The sequence below is a fragment of the Enterococcus sp. 4G2_DIV0659 genome (genome assembly GCF_002140715.2).
GTDB lineage: Bacteria > Bacillota > Bacilli > Lactobacillales > Enterococcaceae > Enterococcus_L > Enterococcus_L mansonii.
Window position 1 is genome coordinate 3,249,323 of the sequence record NZ_NGLE02000001.1, and the last position, 18,610, is coordinate 3,267,932.

At 34.3% G+C, this 18,610-nt stretch carries 20 protein-coding genes and 2 pseudogenes; 15 read left to right on the forward strand and 7 right to left on the reverse strand.

Translation table 11 applies throughout. The annotated features are described in order from the left end of the window. The first annotated feature begins 1 nt into the window (after position 1). The 5 genes and pseudogenes from A5880_RS15255 (at position 2) to A5880_RS15275 (ending at position 2,994) form a co-directional block, all read left to right on the forward strand. A complete protein-coding gene (locus A5880_RS15255) occupies positions 2–433 on the forward strand; it encodes a YlbF/YmcA family competence regulator (RefSeq protein WP_086329918.1) in 432 nt (143 codons plus the stop codon). Then, the gene (locus tag A5880_RS15260) at positions 423–773 is read left to right on the forward strand and encodes a YlbG family protein (RefSeq protein WP_086329919.1); all 351 of its coding nucleotides are present in this window, start codon (positions 423–425) and stop codon (positions 771–773) included. Before A5880_RS15255 ends, A5880_RS15260 begins: the two co-directional genes overlap by 11 nt. 110 nt (positions 774–883) lie before the next feature. Then, positions 884–1,432 (forward strand): annotated as a pseudogene (rsmD, locus tag A5880_RS15265) (16S rRNA (guanine(966)-N(2))-methyltransferase RsmD); the annotation flags it as partial. A gap of 10 nt (positions 1,433–1,442) precedes the next feature. Further along, positions 1,443–1,943: a pantetheine-phosphate adenylyltransferase gene (gene coaD, locus A5880_RS15270; RefSeq protein WP_086329921.1), complete on the forward strand. Its 501-nt coding sequence runs from the start codon at positions 1,443–1,445 to the stop codon at positions 1,941–1,943. Continuing rightward, positions 1,936–2,994: a SepM family pheromone-processing serine protease gene (locus tag A5880_RS15275; RefSeq protein ID WP_086329922.1), complete on the forward strand. Its 1,059-nt coding sequence runs from the start codon at positions 1,936–1,938 to the stop codon at positions 2,992–2,994. Before coaD ends, A5880_RS15275 begins: the two co-directional genes overlap by 8 nt. A gap of 96 nt (positions 2,995–3,090) precedes the next feature. Here the strand turns inward: A5880_RS15275 and A5880_RS15280 are convergent, their stop codons facing one another. Beyond that, complete coding sequence (locus A5880_RS15280; RefSeq protein ID WP_086329923.1) at positions 3,091–3,855, reverse strand: PH domain-containing protein; 765 nt, start codon at positions 3,853–3,855, stop codon at positions 3,091–3,093. A gap of 1 nt (position 3,856) precedes the next feature. Next, positions 3,857–4,384, reverse strand: a complete 528-nt coding sequence (locus tag A5880_RS15285; protein ID WP_086329924.1) for a sigma-70 family RNA polymerase sigma factor — start codon at positions 4,382–4,384, stop codon at positions 3,857–3,859. Positions 4,385–4,485: 101 nt separating this feature from the next. Here A5880_RS15285 and A5880_RS15290 point away from each other — a divergent pair, with 101 nt between their 5' ends. From A5880_RS15290 to A5880_RS15320, 7 genes are all read left to right on the forward strand, one after another. Then, positions 4,486–5,106, forward strand: a complete 621-nt coding sequence (locus tag A5880_RS15290; RefSeq protein ID WP_086329925.1) for a helix-hairpin-helix domain-containing protein — start codon at positions 4,486–4,488, stop codon at positions 5,104–5,106. A 167-nt stretch (positions 5,107–5,273) separates the two neighbouring features. Further along, positions 5,274–5,780 (forward strand): ComE operon protein 2, encoded by a 507-nt coding sequence (locus A5880_RS15295; protein ID WP_086329926.1) that lies wholly within the window; start codon positions 5,274–5,276, stop codon positions 5,778–5,780. 154 nt (positions 5,781–5,934) lie between these two features. Beyond that, complete coding sequence (locus A5880_RS15300) at positions 5,935–6,123, forward strand: hypothetical protein (RefSeq protein WP_256924789.1); 189 nt, start codon at positions 5,935–5,937, stop codon at positions 6,121–6,123. Positions 6,124–6,465: 342 nt separating this feature from the next. Further along, positions 6,466–6,936: a ComEC/Rec2 family competence protein gene (locus A5880_RS15305; RefSeq protein WP_336577247.1), complete on the forward strand. Its 471-nt coding sequence runs from the start codon at positions 6,466–6,468 to the stop codon at positions 6,934–6,936. Continuing rightward, entirely contained in the window at positions 6,933–8,084 is a 1,152-nt protein-coding gene (locus A5880_RS15310; RefSeq protein WP_336577217.1) for a DNA internalization-related competence protein ComEC/Rec2, read from the forward strand. Before A5880_RS15305 ends, A5880_RS15310 begins: the two co-directional genes overlap by 4 nt. A 49-nt stretch (positions 8,085–8,133) precedes the next feature. After that, positions 8,134–9,168: a DNA polymerase III subunit delta gene (gene holA / locus A5880_RS15315; protein ID WP_086329927.1), complete on the forward strand. Its 1,035-nt coding sequence runs from the start codon at positions 8,134–8,136 to the stop codon at positions 9,166–9,168. Positions 9,169–9,208: 40 nt separating this feature from the next. After that, complete coding sequence (locus A5880_RS15320; RefSeq protein WP_218776210.1) at positions 9,209–9,601, forward strand: ester cyclase; 393 nt, start codon at positions 9,209–9,211, stop codon at positions 9,599–9,601. Positions 9,602–9,705: 104 nt separating this feature from the next. Here the strand turns inward: A5880_RS15320 and rpsT are convergent, their stop codons facing one another. The 3 genes and pseudogenes from rpsT to A5880_RS15335 all read right to left on the reverse strand — a co-directional run bounded on the left by rpsT (position 9,706) and on the right by A5880_RS15335 (position 13,350). Beyond that, positions 9,706–9,960 carry a 30S ribosomal protein S20 gene (gene rpsT, locus A5880_RS15325; protein WP_086312889.1) on the reverse strand — a complete coding sequence of 85 codons (255 nt, stop codon included), beginning with the start codon at positions 9,958–9,960 and terminating at the stop codon, positions 9,706–9,708. A gap of 359 nt (positions 9,961–10,319) precedes the next feature. Further along, a pseudogene (locus tag A5880_RS15330) lies at positions 10,320–12,236 on the reverse strand (heavy metal translocating P-type ATPase). Positions 12,237–12,519: 283 nt separating this feature from the next. After that, positions 12,520–13,350, reverse strand: coding sequence for an undecaprenyl-diphosphate phosphatase (locus A5880_RS15335; protein WP_086329928.1), 831 nt, complete (start codon positions 13,348–13,350; stop codon positions 12,520–12,522). 179 nt (positions 13,351–13,529) lie between these two features. Here A5880_RS15335 and A5880_RS15340 point away from each other — a divergent pair, with 179 nt between their 5' ends. Continuing rightward, entirely contained in the window at positions 13,530–14,033 is a 504-nt protein-coding gene (locus tag A5880_RS15340) for a PTS sugar transporter subunit IIA (protein ID WP_086329929.1), read from the forward strand. 131 nt (positions 14,034–14,164) lie between these two features. Here the strand turns inward: A5880_RS15340 and A5880_RS15345 are convergent, their stop codons facing one another. Beyond that, positions 14,165–14,854 carry a histidine phosphatase family protein gene (locus tag A5880_RS15345; protein WP_086329930.1) on the reverse strand — a complete coding sequence of 230 codons (690 nt, stop codon included), beginning with the start codon at positions 14,852–14,854 and terminating at the stop codon, positions 14,165–14,167. Positions 14,855–14,880: 26 nt separating this feature from the next. Then, complete coding sequence (locus tag A5880_RS15350; RefSeq protein ID WP_086329931.1) at positions 14,881–15,507, reverse strand: MBL fold metallo-hydrolase; 627 nt, start codon at positions 15,505–15,507, stop codon at positions 14,881–14,883. Between the two features lie 302 nt (positions 15,508–15,809). On the opposite strand from A5880_RS15350, the gene guaD reads away from it, so the two are divergent. Continuing rightward, positions 15,810–17,186: a guanine deaminase gene (guaD, locus tag A5880_RS15355; protein ID WP_179190367.1), complete on the forward strand. Its 1,377-nt coding sequence runs from the start codon at positions 15,810–15,812 to the stop codon at positions 17,184–17,186. Between the two features lies 1 nt (position 17,187). Further along, positions 17,188–18,564 (forward strand): uracil-xanthine permease family protein, encoded by a 1,377-nt coding sequence (locus A5880_RS15360; protein ID WP_086329933.1) that lies wholly within the window; start codon positions 17,188–17,190, stop codon positions 18,562–18,564. Positions 18,565–18,610 lie beyond the last annotated feature (46 nt).

Below are 18,610 nucleotides of genomic sequence, written 5' to 3' on the forward strand. Positions count from 1 at the left end.
AATGATTGTGACGGAAAAACTTTTTGAAATAGAAGATCAAACCGAAAAACTTGTCCAAGCTATTCTGATGAGTGAAACGATTGAGTCGTATAAAACAAATCGCCAAGCGATGTATCATTCGGGTGATGTTAGAGAAAAACAAAAAGCGTTTTTAGATGCAAAAGATTCTTTTGAACGAATTGAAGCGTATGGCAATCATGCACCGGATTTTCGTACGAAACAAAGAGCTGTGCGTCAAGCAAAACGAGCATTAGATATGAGTGAAGAAGTAGCTGAATTTCGTTTTTCTGAAACGGCGGTACAAACAATCCTGGATTTAATTGGTATGGCTGTGGCGCAAACAATTTCAGAAGATATTAAAGTAGATGCTGGAAATCCTTTCTTTGAAAAAGGTAAACATTCGGGGTGTGGAGGTAGTTGTCATGCAAGTTAATGAAGGTAAAGGTTTAACTATTCAAAAACGGCGCTGTTTAGTCGTTTGGGTTTATAGTTTAAAACAATTAAAAACGCTAAAGAGGTACGGACTGATTCACTATGTGTCTCGGCGTATGAAATATGTTGTTATTTATATGAACGAAGAAGATATTGAAGCTTCGGAAGCAAAAATCAATGGATTGCATTTTGTCCGCAAAGTTGAACGTTCTTATCGTCCAGATGTTGAAATGAATTTTGCAGAAAAAATTGGAACAAAAGCTGCGTATCAATATGAAAAAGAAGAAGGATTCGAAGTAGAAGAATTAAATACTCAAATTCGACTAGCTGAAAATGTGTAATCAATGAGATGGAAAATGTGTAAGAAGTTCAAACATTTTTCATCTTTTTTCTGTATATTTGATATACTATGTAGGTAGCTATGAAAGACTAGAAGCAAAAGGAGAGAAACAAGATGAGAGTGATATCTGGAGAATATGGCGGCAGACGGCTAAAAGCTCTAGACGGAGATAACACCCGTCCAACAACTGATAAAGTTAAAGAATCAATATTTAATATGATTGGTCCTTACTTTGATGGAGGAACCGCGTTAGATTTATATGCTGGAAGTGGTGGACTAGCGATTGAGGCGGTTTCTAGAGGGATGGATTTAGGTATATGTATTGAAAAAAATTTTGCAGCGATTAAAGTCATTAATGAAAATATTTCGATTACAAAAGAACCAGAAAAATTTCTTGTCAGAAAAATGGATGCTACTAAAGCCATTGAGTATTTAAAAGATGCAGGGACAAAAATTGATTTAGTCTTATTAGATCCACCTTATGCGAAGCAAGAAATAGAAAAACAAATCAATCAAATGCTTGATTTAAACTTGTTAAATGAAGATGCAATGATTGTGTGCGAGACGGACAAATCTGTTGATCTACCTGAAGAGATTCGCAATTTGACAAAGTATCGAGAAACAATTTATGGCATTACACAAATTTCTATATATAAATAGGAGGAGAAAAATGGGTAGAATTGCTCTTTTTCCAGGAAGCTTCGATCCTTTAACAAACGGTCATTTGAATCTTATTGCACGGAGCGCAAAATTGTTCGATAAGGTGATTATTGGTGTTTTTATTAATACGAGCAAATTGTCTCTTTTTACATTAGAAGAAAAAATAATAATGATAAAAGAAGCAACAAAAAAGTTTGAGAATGTTGAAGTTATTGCTCAACCAAATAAACTCACTGTGGAAAGTGCCCAAGAGTTAGGCGCGGAGTTTTTGATACGCGGCATTAGAAATGTAAAAGATTATGAATATGAAAAAGACATAGCAGCAATGAATCATCATCTAGCTTCTGAATTAGAAACGGTTTTTTTGTTAGCAGATGAAAAGTATGCGCATATCAGTTCAAGTTTATTAAAAGAAGTGCTAAAATTTGGCGGAGATGTCTCTACTTATTTACCTGATGTTGTCAAAGAATCATTAAATCAAAAGAATCGTGAGATGAGAGCCAATGAATAATGAAGAAGAAAAGTTATCAATAAAATCAATGTTGCCTTTTATACTGGTGATTAGTTTGATTATTATTCTGCTTTTCCCAATTCCTTATTACATAGAAGGACCTGGGACTACAGAAAACCTAAAGGAATTTGTTACTGTTAATAACAAAAAAGACTCAGCACCCGGAGCCTTTTATCTGACGACAGTCGGGGTACGCAAAGCCACGCTGGGATCAGCATTAAAGGCTAAATTATCGTCTTTTGAAGAGTTGATTAGTAAAAAGGAACTGATGGGAACAAGCACTAATAGTGAATATGAACGAATTCAACAGTATTATATGGATTCTTCAAAAAACGCTGCAATTGAGCAAGCATTAAAACTTGCAGAGGTTCCCTATAAAATGAGCTTTAAAGGTGTTTACGTTTTGGCCATTGAAGATAACTCAAGCTTTAAAGGGAAAATTTCAGTAGGAGATACTGTTACAGGTATTGATGGAAAAACATTTAAAAGTAGCGAAGAATTTGTTGATTACGTTAAAAATCAAAAAGTTGGACAAGAAGTAACAGTTAGCTATATACAAGATGGTAAAGCTAAAAAAGCAACAGGGAACTTAATTGAATTACCAACTGATAAAAAAGCAGGAATAGGAATCGGTCTGACCGATCATACTGAGATCGATGCATCAATTCCAGTTGAAATCGACGCAGGAGATATAGGAGGTCCTTCAGCAGGCTTAATGTTTACCTTAGAAACTTATGAACAATTAACACAAAAAGAGATACGTAAAGGGCATAAAATAGCTGGTACAGGAACGATCAACAGTGAAGGAATTGTCGGTCGCATTGGGGGCATTGATAAAAAAGTGGTAACAGCTAGTAAAAATAATGTTGAACTATTTTTTGCACCAGATGATGAGATTACAAAAGACATGAAAAAAGCTGAACCAGGCATCAAAACCAATTATGAAGAGGCAAAATCTGCCGCTGAAAAAATTGGAACAAAAATGAAAATCATACCAGTGAAAAATGTTCAAGAAGCACTGGATTACCTTGAGACATTGAAAGAAAAATAACAATCATTGATGAGGCTGTGGCAGAAAAGTTACTTCTGTCACAGCCTCATATTAGTTTAAAAGACAACTTAAAGTTATAAAGAGAGAAAAATTAAACTAGACTTTAAAAGGTCCTATATGGAAAAAAATGCCTAAAGCAAAGAGTAGCAATACAATGATTGCTAAAAGATTAAAGACATAATAACTAAATCTATAAGCAAATATAGGGTTATTTACAATCCGATCAAACCGTTTTTGGCGATATATTTCTTGTATGACAATAATTTTTTTTAGTGCAGGAATTTCATCTAGTTGTCTTTTCAAAATATCAACATCTCGCTGACCAAGCAATTCAGAAAAAATATGATTTTCTGATTCAAAATCAAAGGTATACGTATAAATAGGCACACGTTTTGGAGGGAACGAATCATCCCAATCAAAATAGGTCATTTTATTTTGCTTTAAAGTGATTGCTTTGATTGTTCTATACGGATAACTGAAAAATGTTTTTTTATCTAAAAATTCAATGATTGTTGTAAAAATCATTCGTTGATTTGTAAAAATCAAGAGTCGGTTTCCTCTAAGATCGTTAAAATTTTTTACATATGCTTTTGCTTCTTCAGATTCAGGATGATACATTCCAAGTAGACCCAAACCGACAGCAGAGACATTTTGACCATCAGTTGTTAGTGGTAGATAGGCTTTAATTTGTTCATCCATTTCTAAATAAGGTTCTAGTTTTTGAATAAAGTCTTGTAGAAAAATATACATTTTCGTTTGATTAAACAAGGCTTTTTTTTGGTGGATATTTAATTCTTTTTTTGAGGTACCAGTGATTTCTTTATTGATTTGATGAATGATCACTTTAAATGGATTGGACATCTTAAAATCCTCCTTTTTCTAATAGTTGCTTCAGCTTTTTTCTACCTCGAGAAAGATGATTATAGACTTGAGAAACGTCCATTTTCAATTCTTTTGCGATTTCATTTGGCGTGTCTTGATAGTAATAATATTTTAAAAAGATTAATTGATCTTCTTTAGATAAAAAAATCAATAAATCCAAAAAGTTTTCTTTTTCAAAATACTTGCTGTCGAAAGTACTTTCTGGCAACTGTTCCATTGGTATCATTCTTTGTTCACGAATAATCCTCCTTTTTTTATCAAGACAACTATTACGCGTGATAGTTAAACTCCATGTTTTTAAACTACTTTTATTTTCATCGAACGAATCAATTTTTTGCCAAATCCGATAAAACACCTCATTTTCAACCTCTTTGTGATAGGCTTTTTCATTTGAATGATTTAAAACAGCTCGAATACATTTGACAATATCTGTCCCTAAAAGATCAATCAATTTTTCCAACCCCAAAAAATCTTTTTTGATTAATAAGTCAATAATTTCCTTTTCCACCTTATGATCACCTTCTTACTATATTATACGATGAACTTTCTTTTTTTCTATCATTGAAAAGAAAATAGATTGCGTATCTTTATTATGAAGGAGGGAAAGAAATGGATTATCAAGCGTTTATACAAAAGTATCGATACTTTATTTTGCTAGGATGTGCAATTGTAATACTCTTTATTTGTGCAGTGGTTAGTTTCATGTTCTTTAAGCCTGATCATTCGACGGATGAAGATTTTGCGATATCTTCGACGACAGCTTCTTATACAAGTCAAAGTGAGAGCCAGCCTAATGAAATTTATGTGGATATCAAAGGAGCTGTAAAAAAGCCCGGTATGTATGAAGGAACAGGGAATATGCGTGTTTGGGATGCCATCATGCTTGCAGGTGGAGTGCGTGAAGATGCGGACACAAAACAAGTGAATTTTTCTAAAAGAATATCTGATCAGATGGTTATTTATGTTCCTTTGATTGGAGAAGTCATTTCAGATGATCAGAAACCAGCAGATAGTCAGGATAAATCAAGCAAAGACACGGAAAAAATTAATATCAATCAGGCAAACGAATCAGAATTACAAGCGTTACCCGGTGTTGGCCAAAAAAAGGCGCAAGAAATTATTCGCTATCGTGAAGAAAATGGCGGTTTTAAAGGCATTGAAGAGATAAAAAATATTTCAGGATTTGGGGATAAAACATTTGAAAAATTAAAAGACGTGATCTCCTCATAAAAGAGTTGAATGTTGCTATAGGATCGATAAACTCGCTATTTTCAATAAATTCTTGTGTAAGTTCTTGACGAGACTTTTCCTATAATTTACTATTTGTATACCTAGTATTAATTTAATCATCAGCAAAAATAAAAATAAATAAGCACTTATAAAGAAGGAGTAAACAAATGACATTAGAACGAATCCCGTGGGACCAATATTTTATGGCTCAAAGTGTTTTATTATCTTTAAGAAGTACGTGTACGAGATTAGAAGTAGGGGCAACCGTTGTAAGAGATAAGCGGATCATTGCCGGTGGATATAATGGATCAGTTAGTGGTGACGTTCATTGTATCGATGATGGCTGTTATATGGTTGATGGGCATTGTGTGAGGACGATTCATGCAGAAATGAATGCGATTTTACAGTGTGCAAAATTTGGCATTCCTACAGAAGGAGCCGAGATATACGTGACCCATTTTCCATGTTTACAGTGCACAAAAATGATTTTGCAAGCTGGCATTAAAAAAATTCATTATTTAAAGGATTACCGAAATAATGAATATGCACTTGCGTTGATCAAAGAGGTCGGTGCGACCGTAGATCAAGTAACGTTATCAAAGAAATATTTTGCTGAATTACAATTAGGAGAAGAGCCTGCTTCGAGTGAAGAAGTATCTCAAGCAGATCAGTAATTACTGGATCTTTCCAGTATTGTTATCAATAGGAACAGTTTTTTTGATTTTAGAACCTAGCTGGCTAACGGGCATCGTGTGTTTTTGTTTTCTGGTTAGGGTTCTTTGCACAAGGAATAATCCTGTTATTCTTAGTAGTTTAATAGGTTTAAGTATGGTAGCAAGTTCATGTTGTGTAACATTAAATAAAGAAAAGCAATCGAAACTTCCAGAACTCGTTGACATTGCTGGCGAGTTAACTGTGTTACCTGATAAGATTGAGATTGACGGTGACCGTTTACAAATGGAAGGCCATTTTTTATACGCAGAAAATAAGACGCGGAAAGTCATGGCTTTTTACTAATTTTCATCGGAACAGGAGAAACGACAATGGCAAGGAGAAAATAACATAATTAATATCCAGCTTTTAGGTAATGTTGAAACACCTCTTACTCAAACAAATCTTAATGGTTTTGACTATCAAAAATTTTTAAAACATAAAAATATCTATCAAACGCTTAAAATAAGTCGAATAAGCAAAGTCAAAATTAGGACACCTAAAATCTATGAACTATCCTCTTGGCTAAGTTTTTTCCGCAAAAAAGCAGTTGATTATTGTACAGAAAATTTTCTCAAAGAAACATCATTGCATCTTAAAACACTCCTTTTTGGTTTTAGGTCAAGCGAATTTTCGCAAAAGGAAGCAATGTTAGCCGACTTAGGTATATTGCATTTATTTAGTCTTTCAGGAATGCATGTTACGTTTTTTGTGGGGTGTTTTAGGTACTTTATTTTGAGAAGTGGAGTAAGTGTTGAGCGATTATTTGGATTACAGTTCTTGTTTTCAATTATTTATGCAGGATTAACAGGATTTTCAGTCAGTGTCGTTCGGGCATTAATACAAAGTATGATTTCTTTAAGTAATAAACAATTTAAGTGGCGATTGTCAGCTCTGGATTGTTGGAGTCTTACTTTACTGATAGCTCTGGTGATAAAACCGTACTTGTTATTTTCAGTAGGTGGACAATTAAGTTATGGTCTGTCTTTTTTCATTCTCTATGTTTATCCTATAGCAAATAGAGTCAAAAATCGTTATTTACAAATGTATTATTTTTCGTTTCTTCTAAATATCTCAATAATCCCGTTGGTCGGTCTTACTTTTTTGAATGGCAAGTGACTAGTAGTTTATTTACATTTTTATTATTACCCGTCTTTGAGCAGCTCATTTTACCTCTTTTAAGTACTAGTCTACTCATTTCTTTTGTATTCAAATCAAATATATTAATTCATGGCCTAGAAGCTTATTTTCTTATGCAGCAAGGGTTATTTCAATGGCTTAGCCAATACAGTACATTTACCTTGGTGACTGGAGCTTTTTCTCCAATATTTTTTCTGATAATAAGTCTGTGTCTATTGTTATTATTACACTTGATTTATATTAAGTCGAAAAAGAACTATATAATTAGTGTTATCTTTTTTTTAATGATACAAAATAAATACTTTTTACCAACGGGGATGTTGGCTTTTATTGATGTCGGACAAGGAGATAGTATCTTTATTCAAACGCCTTTTCATCAAGAAAATATTTTGATTGATACAGGTGGTAAAGTTGGCTTTGAAAAAGAACATTGGACAGTAAAGGCAAACCAAAAAAGCAATGCAGAATTCTCTGTGATTCCCTTTTTAAAGAGTAAAGGAGTTAAATACTTGGATAAAGTCTTGATTAGCCATGGGGACGTAGATCATTGTGGAGATTTACTGACGATCAATGAGAAAATACCGATTCGATATCTTTATTTTCCGAAGGGGACAGAAAAGAAACCGATATTTCGTAAAATGCTCAAAAAGTTGAAACAAACAGGAACAAAATGTGTCGGTGTTTTGGCGAATACGAATCTTGATTCTTCGATTCCTTTACAAATTCTTGCGCCCCAAAATACTGGAACGGGTGAAAATAAGGATTCTATGGTACTTTATACAAAAATTGGAGGACGACGCTTTTTATTTACAGGAGATTTAGAAAAAGAGGGAGAGCAACAATTAATGAAGCAGTTTTCAGCTCTAAACATTGATGTTTTAAAAGTGGGGCATCATGGAAGTAAAACATCTACAGATGCTTCATTTATAAAAAAAATTAACCCCGTAGAGGCAATCATTTCTTGTGGTAGGAATAATCGATTCAAACACCCACATGAAGAAACACTTCATACATTGAAAAAGGAGAACGTGAAGATCTATAGAACAGATCAAAATGGGATGATTTACTATGAATGGACACCGTTTTCCAATAGATTATCCGCTAAAAAAATCATCCAAGAAAACTAGCATTTTTGTGGTGGTCATGATAGGATTGAAAAGAGAAAAGAGGGGAATTATGAACTTACAAGAAGCATTAAAACAGGTAAGGCAACAGCAATTTTCTTCTGTCTATTTAATACAAGGAACAGAAGGTTATTTAAGTGAACTTTTTAAAACAGAACTCATGAGTCAGTTAATTAAAACAGAAGATGATCAATTCAATTATTCTACGTTTGATATGGAAGAAGTTCCATTGTCTGTAGCAATGGAAGAAGCTGAAACGATTCCTTTCTTTGGTGATTACCGTTTAGTGTTTATTGAGCACCCGTATTTTTTGACAGCCGAGCGAAAAACGAATGGGATTGAGCATGATATAGATAGTCTACTAGCTTATTTGGAGCAACCATCACCTACAACAATTTTAGTCTTTATTGCAAATGTTGAAAAATTGGATGAGCGTAAAAAAGTGACTAAAGCGTTGAAAAAGAAAGCAAATATTGTCGATGTCAACCCAATGGGGGAACGTGAAGTACGTCAATATGTAGAGCAAACAATCCAAAGTGAAGGTTATGAGATTCGACCAGAAGCCTTTGATTTATTATTGCAGTTAACAGATTTAAATTTATCTAAAGTGATGGGGGAGCTACAAAAATTATTTTTATTTGCTTCAGAAAATAAAGTCATTACATTAAATAGTGTTAAAGAATTAGTCCCAAAATCTTTAGAGCATAATGTATTTGATTTGACCAATGATGTATTGTCTGGGAATGCCGAAAAAGCAATCCAATTGTACGAAGACTTATTGCTGCAAGGAGAAGAGACAATCAAGTTAAACGCAATTTTACTCAATCAGATTCGTTTATTTCTCCAAACAAAAATTTTAGCAAAACTAGGTTATCAGCAAGCAAATATTGCTGAGACCTTAAAAATTCATCCTTATCGTGTGAAGTTAGCTTTGCAACAAGTACGACGATTTGAGTTGGATCGTTTAGAGACAATTTATGACGAATTAGTCGAAAATGATTTTGGCATGAAAACAGGTAAAATGGATAAAGAATTACTTTTTGAATTATTTATTTTGAAACTTTCAAGACAAGCAGCAGCAGGATAATTCGTTAAAGGAACGATTCCTAGGGAAGGAGTGTCTATTTTTGAATGAGTCAAAAATGATTATAGAATCGTTTTTTAAAGAAGTTCGTTCAGGAAAGAATCTTCCTGCAGCATATGATTATATGCATGAAGAAGTAATTGCTCACCAAGTTCAATCTGAAAACGAATATACAATAATGCGATCCCCGCAAGATTATATTGAGCATGTTAAAGAAATGAAAGAGCATTACGGTCAGTTTGAATTAAATATACAAGAGATGATTGCAGAGTGTAATAAAGTATATGTCCGTTGGAAACAAACAGGACGGACAAAGGATGACAAAAAGATCATCCAACTTGCCAGCGCTGTTTATCTAGTAAAAGAGCAAAAAATTTCTGAATATTGGATTCAAATCGATCGAAAAGGGCTTGAAATACAAAGTAGTTTGGAATAATACTGTTGGTGGAATTATAATGCGGATAAAAAACTAGTACGTTTTTTATTCGTATTTTTTTATAAAAAAAGAAGCTAACAAAAATGTTAACTTCCATTAAATCATTATTTTGCTAATTTTTTGCTTAGGCGAGATTTGTCGCGGCTTGCTTTGTTTTTATGGATTAGTCCTTTTGTTTCAGCCATATCAACAGCTTTAGCAGCTTCTTTATATAACGCATCCACATTGTCAGCACCAGCAGCTACAGCATCTTCAAATTTCTTGATAGCTGTACGCATAGCATTTTTTTGAGATGAATTTTGAGCATTCTTATTAGCGTTAGTACGTACACGTTTAATTGCAGATTCAATATTCGGCATTTCTTTCACCTCCGATAAATTAAGGTCTTACACAGGAAATTCCATATGTAATTCAACACTAATCATTATACCTAATCCACACAGGCATTGCAATAAAAGATGACAAGTTTTTTTCCTTAACAGTAAAATTATTGATTCTTACTTCAATTAATGGAAGAGAAATAGTACTATATTGGTAATATGAGTTGTCGTCATAAAGGAATATTATTCATTGATTTGGAGGGAAAAGATTTATAATCAGCAATTAGAGGCAAAAAATAGGCTAGTATAAATTTAAAAAAAAGAAAATAGAGAGTAAATTCATCCATCGATGACTTTACTCTCTAATCTTTAGTAGGCTGTTCTCCCAACCCCAGTAATCAGGCTGATTTTGCCATTTGTGAATGGACTTTTTTTATAGATGATGTTTCTTGTATAGGAATTGTTCGAAGCATTCTTAATCCGTTTAAGATCACTAAAATCGTACTGCCTTCATGTCCAATTACCCCTAATGGAAGGTTAATGATCTGGAAAAAATTAGATAAAATCAGTACGAAAATCACAACTGATGAAAAAACGATATTTTGTGTAACGATTCTTTTTAATTTTTTAGACAATAAATGACTCATTTGTAATTTCTCTAAATCATTTTGCATCAATACCATATCAGCAATATCCATTGCGATGTCCGTACCTTTACCCATTGCGACGCCAATAGCTGCATTTGCTAAAGCAGGCGCATCGTTAATTCCATCACCAACCATTGCATTTATACCGTATGTTTCTTTTTGTTCTTTAATCAAGTTTGTTTTATCTTCAGGTAAACAATTTGCATAAACATCATCAATTTCGAGAGAAGAAGCAACGGCATTGGCTGTTTTTTCATGATCTCCAGTAATCATTGTAGTATGGATACCGGCTTTTTTAAAATAGTAGATGGCTTTTTTTGCCTCTGGTTTAGGAGTATCTAGTAGTCCAAAATAAGCTACGACATCTTGATTTCTAAATAAGTAAATAACAGTTTTTCCATTTTCTTGAAGTTGTTCTACTTTATTTTGTAACTCTGTAGAGATTATTACTTGATCGTTGAATGTTTTTTTTCCCACTCGCCAAGTGGTTGAGTTCACTAATGTTTCCATTCCAAAGCCAACGATGTTTTTTATGTTAATCTGACTATATTTTTCAGTGCTTTCATCGTCAAAACGGGAAACGATCGCTTGAGCTAAGGGATGAGTAGAGTGTCTTTCCATCGCTACAAGAATGTTTAGCGCTTCTTGTTTATCTGTTAAAAATTCAGCATCAGTAACAACTGGAACACCACGAGTTAAGGTCCCCGTTTTATCAAAGGCAATTGCTTTTAACGATGCTAAATTTTCTAAATAGACGCCTCCTTTGAATAATACACCATTTCTAGCGCCATTAGAAATAGCTGCTAATGTTGCTGGTGTAGCTGAAGCTACGAGTGCACAGGGGGATGCAACAACTAATAAAACCATTCCTCTATAAAAGCTTTCAGTAAAAGACCAACCTAAAAATAGATAAGGGATCAAAATCATCAATGGAATAGCAATTAGTATAATTTTTACGTAGATATTTTCTAATGTTTCGATAAAGCTTGCGGTTTTTGACGGTGTACTTTGTGCTTCTTCAACTAAGCGAATGATTTTAGCAAATAAAGTATCATTGCTAGCCTTAGTCACAGTCATTGTAATTGCTTCGCCTAAATTAATTGTTCAGCCAAATAAAGTATCATCTTCTTGTTTCTCAACTGGGACAGATTCACCAGTGATGGCAGCTTCGTCAATCGTAGAAGAGCCAAGCATAAGTTTGCCATCAATAGGGATACTAGCCCCTTTAGGAACAAGTAGTGAATCTCCAATCTGTAATTGATTGACAGGCACTTCAGTAGTTTTACCATTTGAATTAAGTAAAAGAGCTGTTTCTGGTTGCATATTCATTAGGCTGGCGATCTCTTTTTTACTTTTATTTGTTGTATATTCTTCCAATGCACCGCTAAGGCAAAAAATAAAAGTTAACATAGCACCTTCAAACCAATGACCAATCATACAAGCGCCGATTGCGGCTAAAGCCATCAATAAATCAACATTGAGATGTCGATTTTTTAAGGTCTCAAGCAGTCCATCTTTGGTTTGCTTAAATCCTCCAAAGAAAATGGCCAATGTGAAGCTGATGGGATAAAATCTTATGCCTGATTTTTCTAAAATAAAACCGATAATCATAAATAACAAACAGAAAATAGTAGATAGAATAGCTTTTTTTTCATCTGAAAATTTCATACATATCACTCCTCATAAAGAGCATAACACAAATTGATTCTAATTGATAATAGAATATTCTAAATGAGAATGATAGTAGTTATCAATTGATAGATGATTGTATTATAAGTGTTTATCTATTTTTTTAAATAGATTAATTCTAATTAATATTGATAATCATTATCAATAAATGGATTGAAAAAAACAGTATCATCGTTATTAAAAAAGGCCTGAAACATACTGTTTCAGACCTTTTAAATAAAAATATAAAATAAAGGAAAGTTCAATCTTGGCCCACCAACAATTACGAGAATAACCAGTAACTAATAAGTAAGACGCCAAGTATGATACGATACCAACCAAACGCAGTGAAATCGTTTCGTTTTAAATAATTCAACAAGAATTTGATGACGATAATAGAAACGACAAAGGCCACAAGTGAACCAGTCAATAGAATAAAAGTTTCACTAAAGCCAAATGAATTTCCTTTCATGATGAACTTTACAATTTTTAAAAAACTTGCGCCGAACATCACAGGTATTCCAAGGAAAAATGAAAATTCTGTTGCGACAAAACGTGAAGCACCAATGATAATAGCACCTAGAATCGTTGCCCCTGAACGAGATGTACCAGGAATTAATGACAGCACTTGGAAGAAACCAACAATAGCGGCAGCCTTATAAGTGAAATTATTTAAATCAGTACATTTAGGTTCACGAGTTCGATTTCTTTTTTCAATGACAACAAATGCAATCCCATAAACAATTAACATTAATGAAACGGTAAAGAAGTTATGGAACTTTGCTTCTAACCAGTCGTCTAGGGGAATACCAATAATCGCAGCGGGTGCAACTGCAACCACAACTTTTGACCAGAGTATCCAAGTATCTTTTTTCTCAACCTCATTTTTTTGCGGTGAGAAAGGGTTTAACTTATGAAAATAAAGTACAACAACGGCCATGATTGCGCCCAGTTGAATAACCACATTAAACATTTCCATAAAGTCTTTACTCAGGTTCATCTTAATGAATTCATCAACTAAGATTAAATGACCGGTACTACTAATCGGAAGCCATTCAGTTACTCCTTCAATAATGCCAAGAAAAATTGCTTTCCATAAATTTGATAAAAGCATAGGTTCAATCCTTTCTAGCTTATAATATTAAATCAATAACAGTATACCTTTTCATGTCAAAAAAACCAACAATCTTTTGTTTTAGATTAGAAAAAGTTAGAAAGCTGCATGTACATTCTTGTAATTATTCTGAGAATTTTCTATACTGTTACTATTCGTTGTAAATGGAGGGAAAAGAAATGTTTGGATTTTTGAAAAAAAACAAAACGGGGCGATTAAATGAAACGTTGTATGCTGTGGCTACAGGAAATTTAGTGCCAATCAGCGAAGTCAATGACCCTGTTTTTTCAAAAAAAATGATGGGCGATGGATTTGCAATCATTCCTTCAAAAAAAGAAATCTATTCACCAATTGAAGGGAAAATCCTTAGTGTTTTTCAAACAAAACATGCTGTTGGATTGAAGATGGACAATGGCTTAGAAATATTACTTCATATGGGTATTGATACTGTAGAGCTTAACGGGACTCCGTTTGATATAAAGGTAAGCGAAGGGATGAAAGTAACAAAACATACATTAATTGCAAATGTTGATATAGAACAAATCGCTATGGCGGGAAAACCAGTGGATATGGTTGTCGTTATAACGAATATGGATGCATTGAAACAGTTTGATCTTGTCAAAACAGGCAGTGTTATTGCTGGGGATGAAATAGGAGTTGCCCAAGCGCAAATGACACTATAATGTAAGAGACTTGTATGTTTTTTGAATTTAATGCCCCCTTAAAGTATAAATAAGAACTAGAAAGAACTGGTTAGCCTGACGAAGTGATCGATCGGCTAACCAGTTCCTTTTTAGTGCAAAATTTTAAAGAATCAACTTTTTCTACCAGCATCAATATAATGTGTATCATTAACACTATCAATTATAAATTGACCATTTTCATAAATCAGTTTAGTAACGCTGCCATTTTCTAAACCAATCTGCATTGGTAGTGTAGGATCAATCAATGATAGTAGGAATGAAATCGTTAAACCATGGGAAACAATCATTACATTGCCACCGCCATTTTTTTCACGTTGATAGGCAATATCTTCAAAACCACTCCAGACCCGTTCCTTGATTTTCTCATATGGTTCCGCCCAATTTGCAGTATCTGCTGCGATAATCGCGTCAGCTAAGTCTTTATAGCTAATTCGATTGGTCATCATATCTTCATAATTTTTAAATGCTAATATGCGAGGCACGACACCCCAAAGTTCTCCATCGTATCCTCCATCTAAAGAACCAAAACACCATTCACGAATACGACTATCTGTTGTATACGGAATCTCAGCACCCATGCAATGCTCTTGTAAAATTATCCGAGCTGTCTGCATAGCACGTCCGCTATCACTTGAAAAAGCTTCCTTAAACACAATATCTTTTAAACCGATGCCTAGATATCGGATAACTTCTTCGCCTTCTTTAGTTAAAGGTGTATCTGACCAACCTTGTGTTCGTCCAATTGTGTTAAACATCGTCTTACCGTGTCGAATAATATAGAGTACAGTCGGTTCGTTCATCGTCTTACCTCCCAAAGTGATTTAAATTAGTTGAAAAAAGGATTGGTTTTCTTTTCGTGTTCTATTGTTGTAGCATCACCATGTCCAGGGTAAGCTGGAAATTCACCAGGTAGCGTGAAAAGATAGGTTTGGATGCTGTGTAGCAACTGCTGCATATCACCAGTATGCAAATCAGTTCGACCAATGCTGCCTTTAAAAAGAGCGTCACCTGTCACAACAAAATCCTCAAAAATAAAACTTAAGCTGCCAATCGAATGTCCAGGGGTGGGAACAACAGAAAATTTAATTCCGCCTAAATCATAATCAGTTAGTTCAAATTCTTTCTCTGCGGGCTGAACGATAATGTCGGCGATATCATCATGGCGACCTAAACCAGATAGATTAAAGATAGGGTTTGACAGCCATTCTTGCTCTAATGGGCTGACGTACACAGGAATATTGTAATGATGGCGAATATCTTCTACGGCACCAATATGATCATAATGCGTATGTGTTAAAAGAATAGCAAGTGGCTTTTTTTCAGTTTTTTCAATTAAAGCGATTATTTTCCCTGCTTCAGCTCCAGGATCAATAATCAAAAGATTGTTTTCATTATAAATTAAGTAACAATTCTCTTGGATTTCTCCTGTTTGGATTCGTTCAATTTTTAGCATAACGATTGACCTCCTAGTAAATATGACTCTGTTATAAGTATAACTCAATTGGTGAAAGATTCAAAAGGCATTCGCATTTCTTCTGAGATAAAATGTTAAACGAGTTTAAGAAAAAGTAGTCTTTTAAAGAAATTTCGTTTTTGCTATTTGAATCTTTCAGTTAAAAAGTAGACTATCTTTTACTAACGTTCGCTTTTTAGATGTTTTCATGGGTGGTTCCTTAAGTTTTTAAAGAAAAATATGGAATAAAGACGAAAGATTGTATATAATATTTTTGTATTGTTATGAGAGGAGCATATATTTTGTTTAAATATGTCATTAAAGGAACTGCATTTTCAAGCGTTGATCAAAAAAATGTAAAAGTGTTCGAAAATTCTTTGTTTTGTATCTCAGATTCAGGTATTATTGCAAAAATTGTTTCTTCAGATGAAAAGGAGTATTCAGAGATAATTCATGAGTATTCGCATAAAAATAAATTGAAAGTCTTGACACACGGGCAATATATTTTACCTGGATTTATTGACCTCCACATTCATGCGCCACAATGGGCACAAGCAGGAACTGCGTTGGATTTACCTTTATACGAGTGGCTGAATGCGTATACCTTTCCACTTGAGGCAAAATTTTCTGATGAACAATTTGCGGAAAAAGTTTATGGTAGTTTAGTGGATCAATTAATAAAAAATGGCACAACAACTGCTTTGTATTTTGCCACAGTTCATCGAAAAGCAAGTGTTCGATTAGCGGAAATTTGTAGTAAAAAAGGGCAAAGAGGATTAGTTGGAAAAGTCGTGATGGATGATCAAGAACAAAATCCTGCTTATTATCGTGACTTATCATCTGAGAGTGCTATTCAAGAGACAGAATTATTTATTAAAGATGTATTGGTATTAAATGAAACAACGCCTCAGGGAGTTTATCCAGTTGTAACGCCTAGATTTATTCCAAGCTGTTCGGATGAATCTTTGCGAGGATTAGGTGAATTAGCTGCTAAATATGATGTACACATTCAATCTCATTGTAGTGAAAGTGACTGGGCCCATTCCTTTGTAAAGGAACGTTTTGGTAAAAGTGATGCCTTTGCCTTAAATGATTTTGGTTTGTTAACTGAAAAGGCAGTGATGGCTCATTGTGGTTTTCTTTCGGATGAAGATATGACCTTATTCGCTGAAAAGGGAACAGCAGTTGCTCATTGTCCGATTTCTAACGCGTATTTTGGCAATGCGGTTACTCCTGTTGCAAAATTGCTGCATGAGTACAGGGTAGAGGTTGGCTTAGGGAGTGATATTTCCGGTGGTTTTTCGCCAAGCTTGTTTGATAATATTAGGCAAGCAGTGATTTCTTCTAGAATGTTGGAAGATGGGGTGGACAAAGACTGTTGCAGCCAAAAAAGAGGCGTTCCTAATTCAAGTATTACATTGAATGAAGCTTTTTTTCTAGCAACAGCAGGTGGAGGTGAGTCCCTTAGTTTGCCTATCGGTAAATTAGCCCCTGATTATGCGTGGGACATTCAAATTATTGACACAAAAGAGTTGCCTATTTTTGAGAAAGAGGAACCTTTGATGGATATTTTCCAAAAGATTCTCTATCTAGCGCGTCCAGAAAATATCGAAGAAGTATGGATCCAAGGACGAAATGTTTACAATAAAACTATGGGAAAACAAGGGGTGGAAGATTGATATGTCAGAAAATCAAACAAAAAAATCAAAATTAACCGTAGGACCTAATGATGATTTGTCAATTGGTCAATCTGCCTTGTTGGGGATTCAGCATGTTTTAGCAATGGATGTTTATGTTGTGCCTTTTATTATTGCATCGATTATTGGTTTGACAACAAAAGAATCTTCGGCATTGATCCAATCCACATTTATTGCGGCTGGGATCGCCACAATTATTCAGTCGTATTTTTGTATGAAGCTACCAGTTGCCCAAGGGCCTTCATTTATCCCAATTGGAGCGATTGCAGGAGTTTATTTTGCTAACAACCAAAATGGTAACGGTTGGGGAACTGTTTTGGGTGCTAGTTTGATTGGTGCGATTTTAGTGATTATTTTAGGGGTAACAGGTATTTTTAATCGTCTAATTCAAGCATTTGTACCTCCGATTGTTGGCGGGACAATTATTTTTATTGTAGGCTTATCTTTAATGCCTGTGGCGCTGAATGATAATGTTTTTACAGCTTCGGGTGATTTAGGACAAAATATTATTTTGGCTATTATTGCGGCTGGATCACTAGTCATTTTTGCAATGATTGGCTCGCGTTTTCCTGGAAAAGGAAGAATCTTTCGAATCTCGTCAGTCATTTTAGCCTTAATTATTGGCTGTTTTGCTGCTCAATTTATGGGAATCCTTGATTTATCTGCTGTATCAAAAGCTCAGATGTTCAGTATTCCTCAAGTACCGTTTGTTGATTTTCGGTTTTCATTTGATCTATCTTCTATATTGACGATGGTGATTATTTATATTGTATTAATGGCTGAAACGACAGGGACGTGGTTTGCAGTCAGCAATGTTTGTGAGCAACCCTTATCGGATGAAAAGATCAATAAAGGAGTAATTGGCGAAGGAATCGGCTGCTTGATTGCATCATTACTTGGTTCAACTCCTGTGACTGGATACTCAACGAATGCAGGAATTATTTCGATTACTGGTGTTGCGAGTAAAAAAGTATTTGCGGCCGCTGGGGCTTGGTTTATTGTTTTTGGTTTGTCTGGTAAACTATCTACATTGATTTCTTCGATTCCATCTCCCGTCATTGGGGGTGTGTTTGTAATCGTCTGCGGAATCATTTCGATTAGTGGAATCAAAGTAATCAAAGAAGTTGAGATTGGCGAAAAAGAGATGTACGTGATTGCGATTCCAATGATCGTAACATTAGCTTTAACGTTGATACCAAAAGAGTTTATTCAAGCGCTTCCTCCTTTTTTAAACTATTTGTTTGGTTCATCAGTTGCAACTGCATCCATTGCAGCGATTCTTTTAAATCGTATATTACCTGTTGAAAAACAAGCAGATGAAAAAATAAAAGTAGAGAAAAAAGAATTAAATGCAGTTTAAGATGATTAAGTTGCCAAAAGACGAACAATCAGTGATGAAATTAACT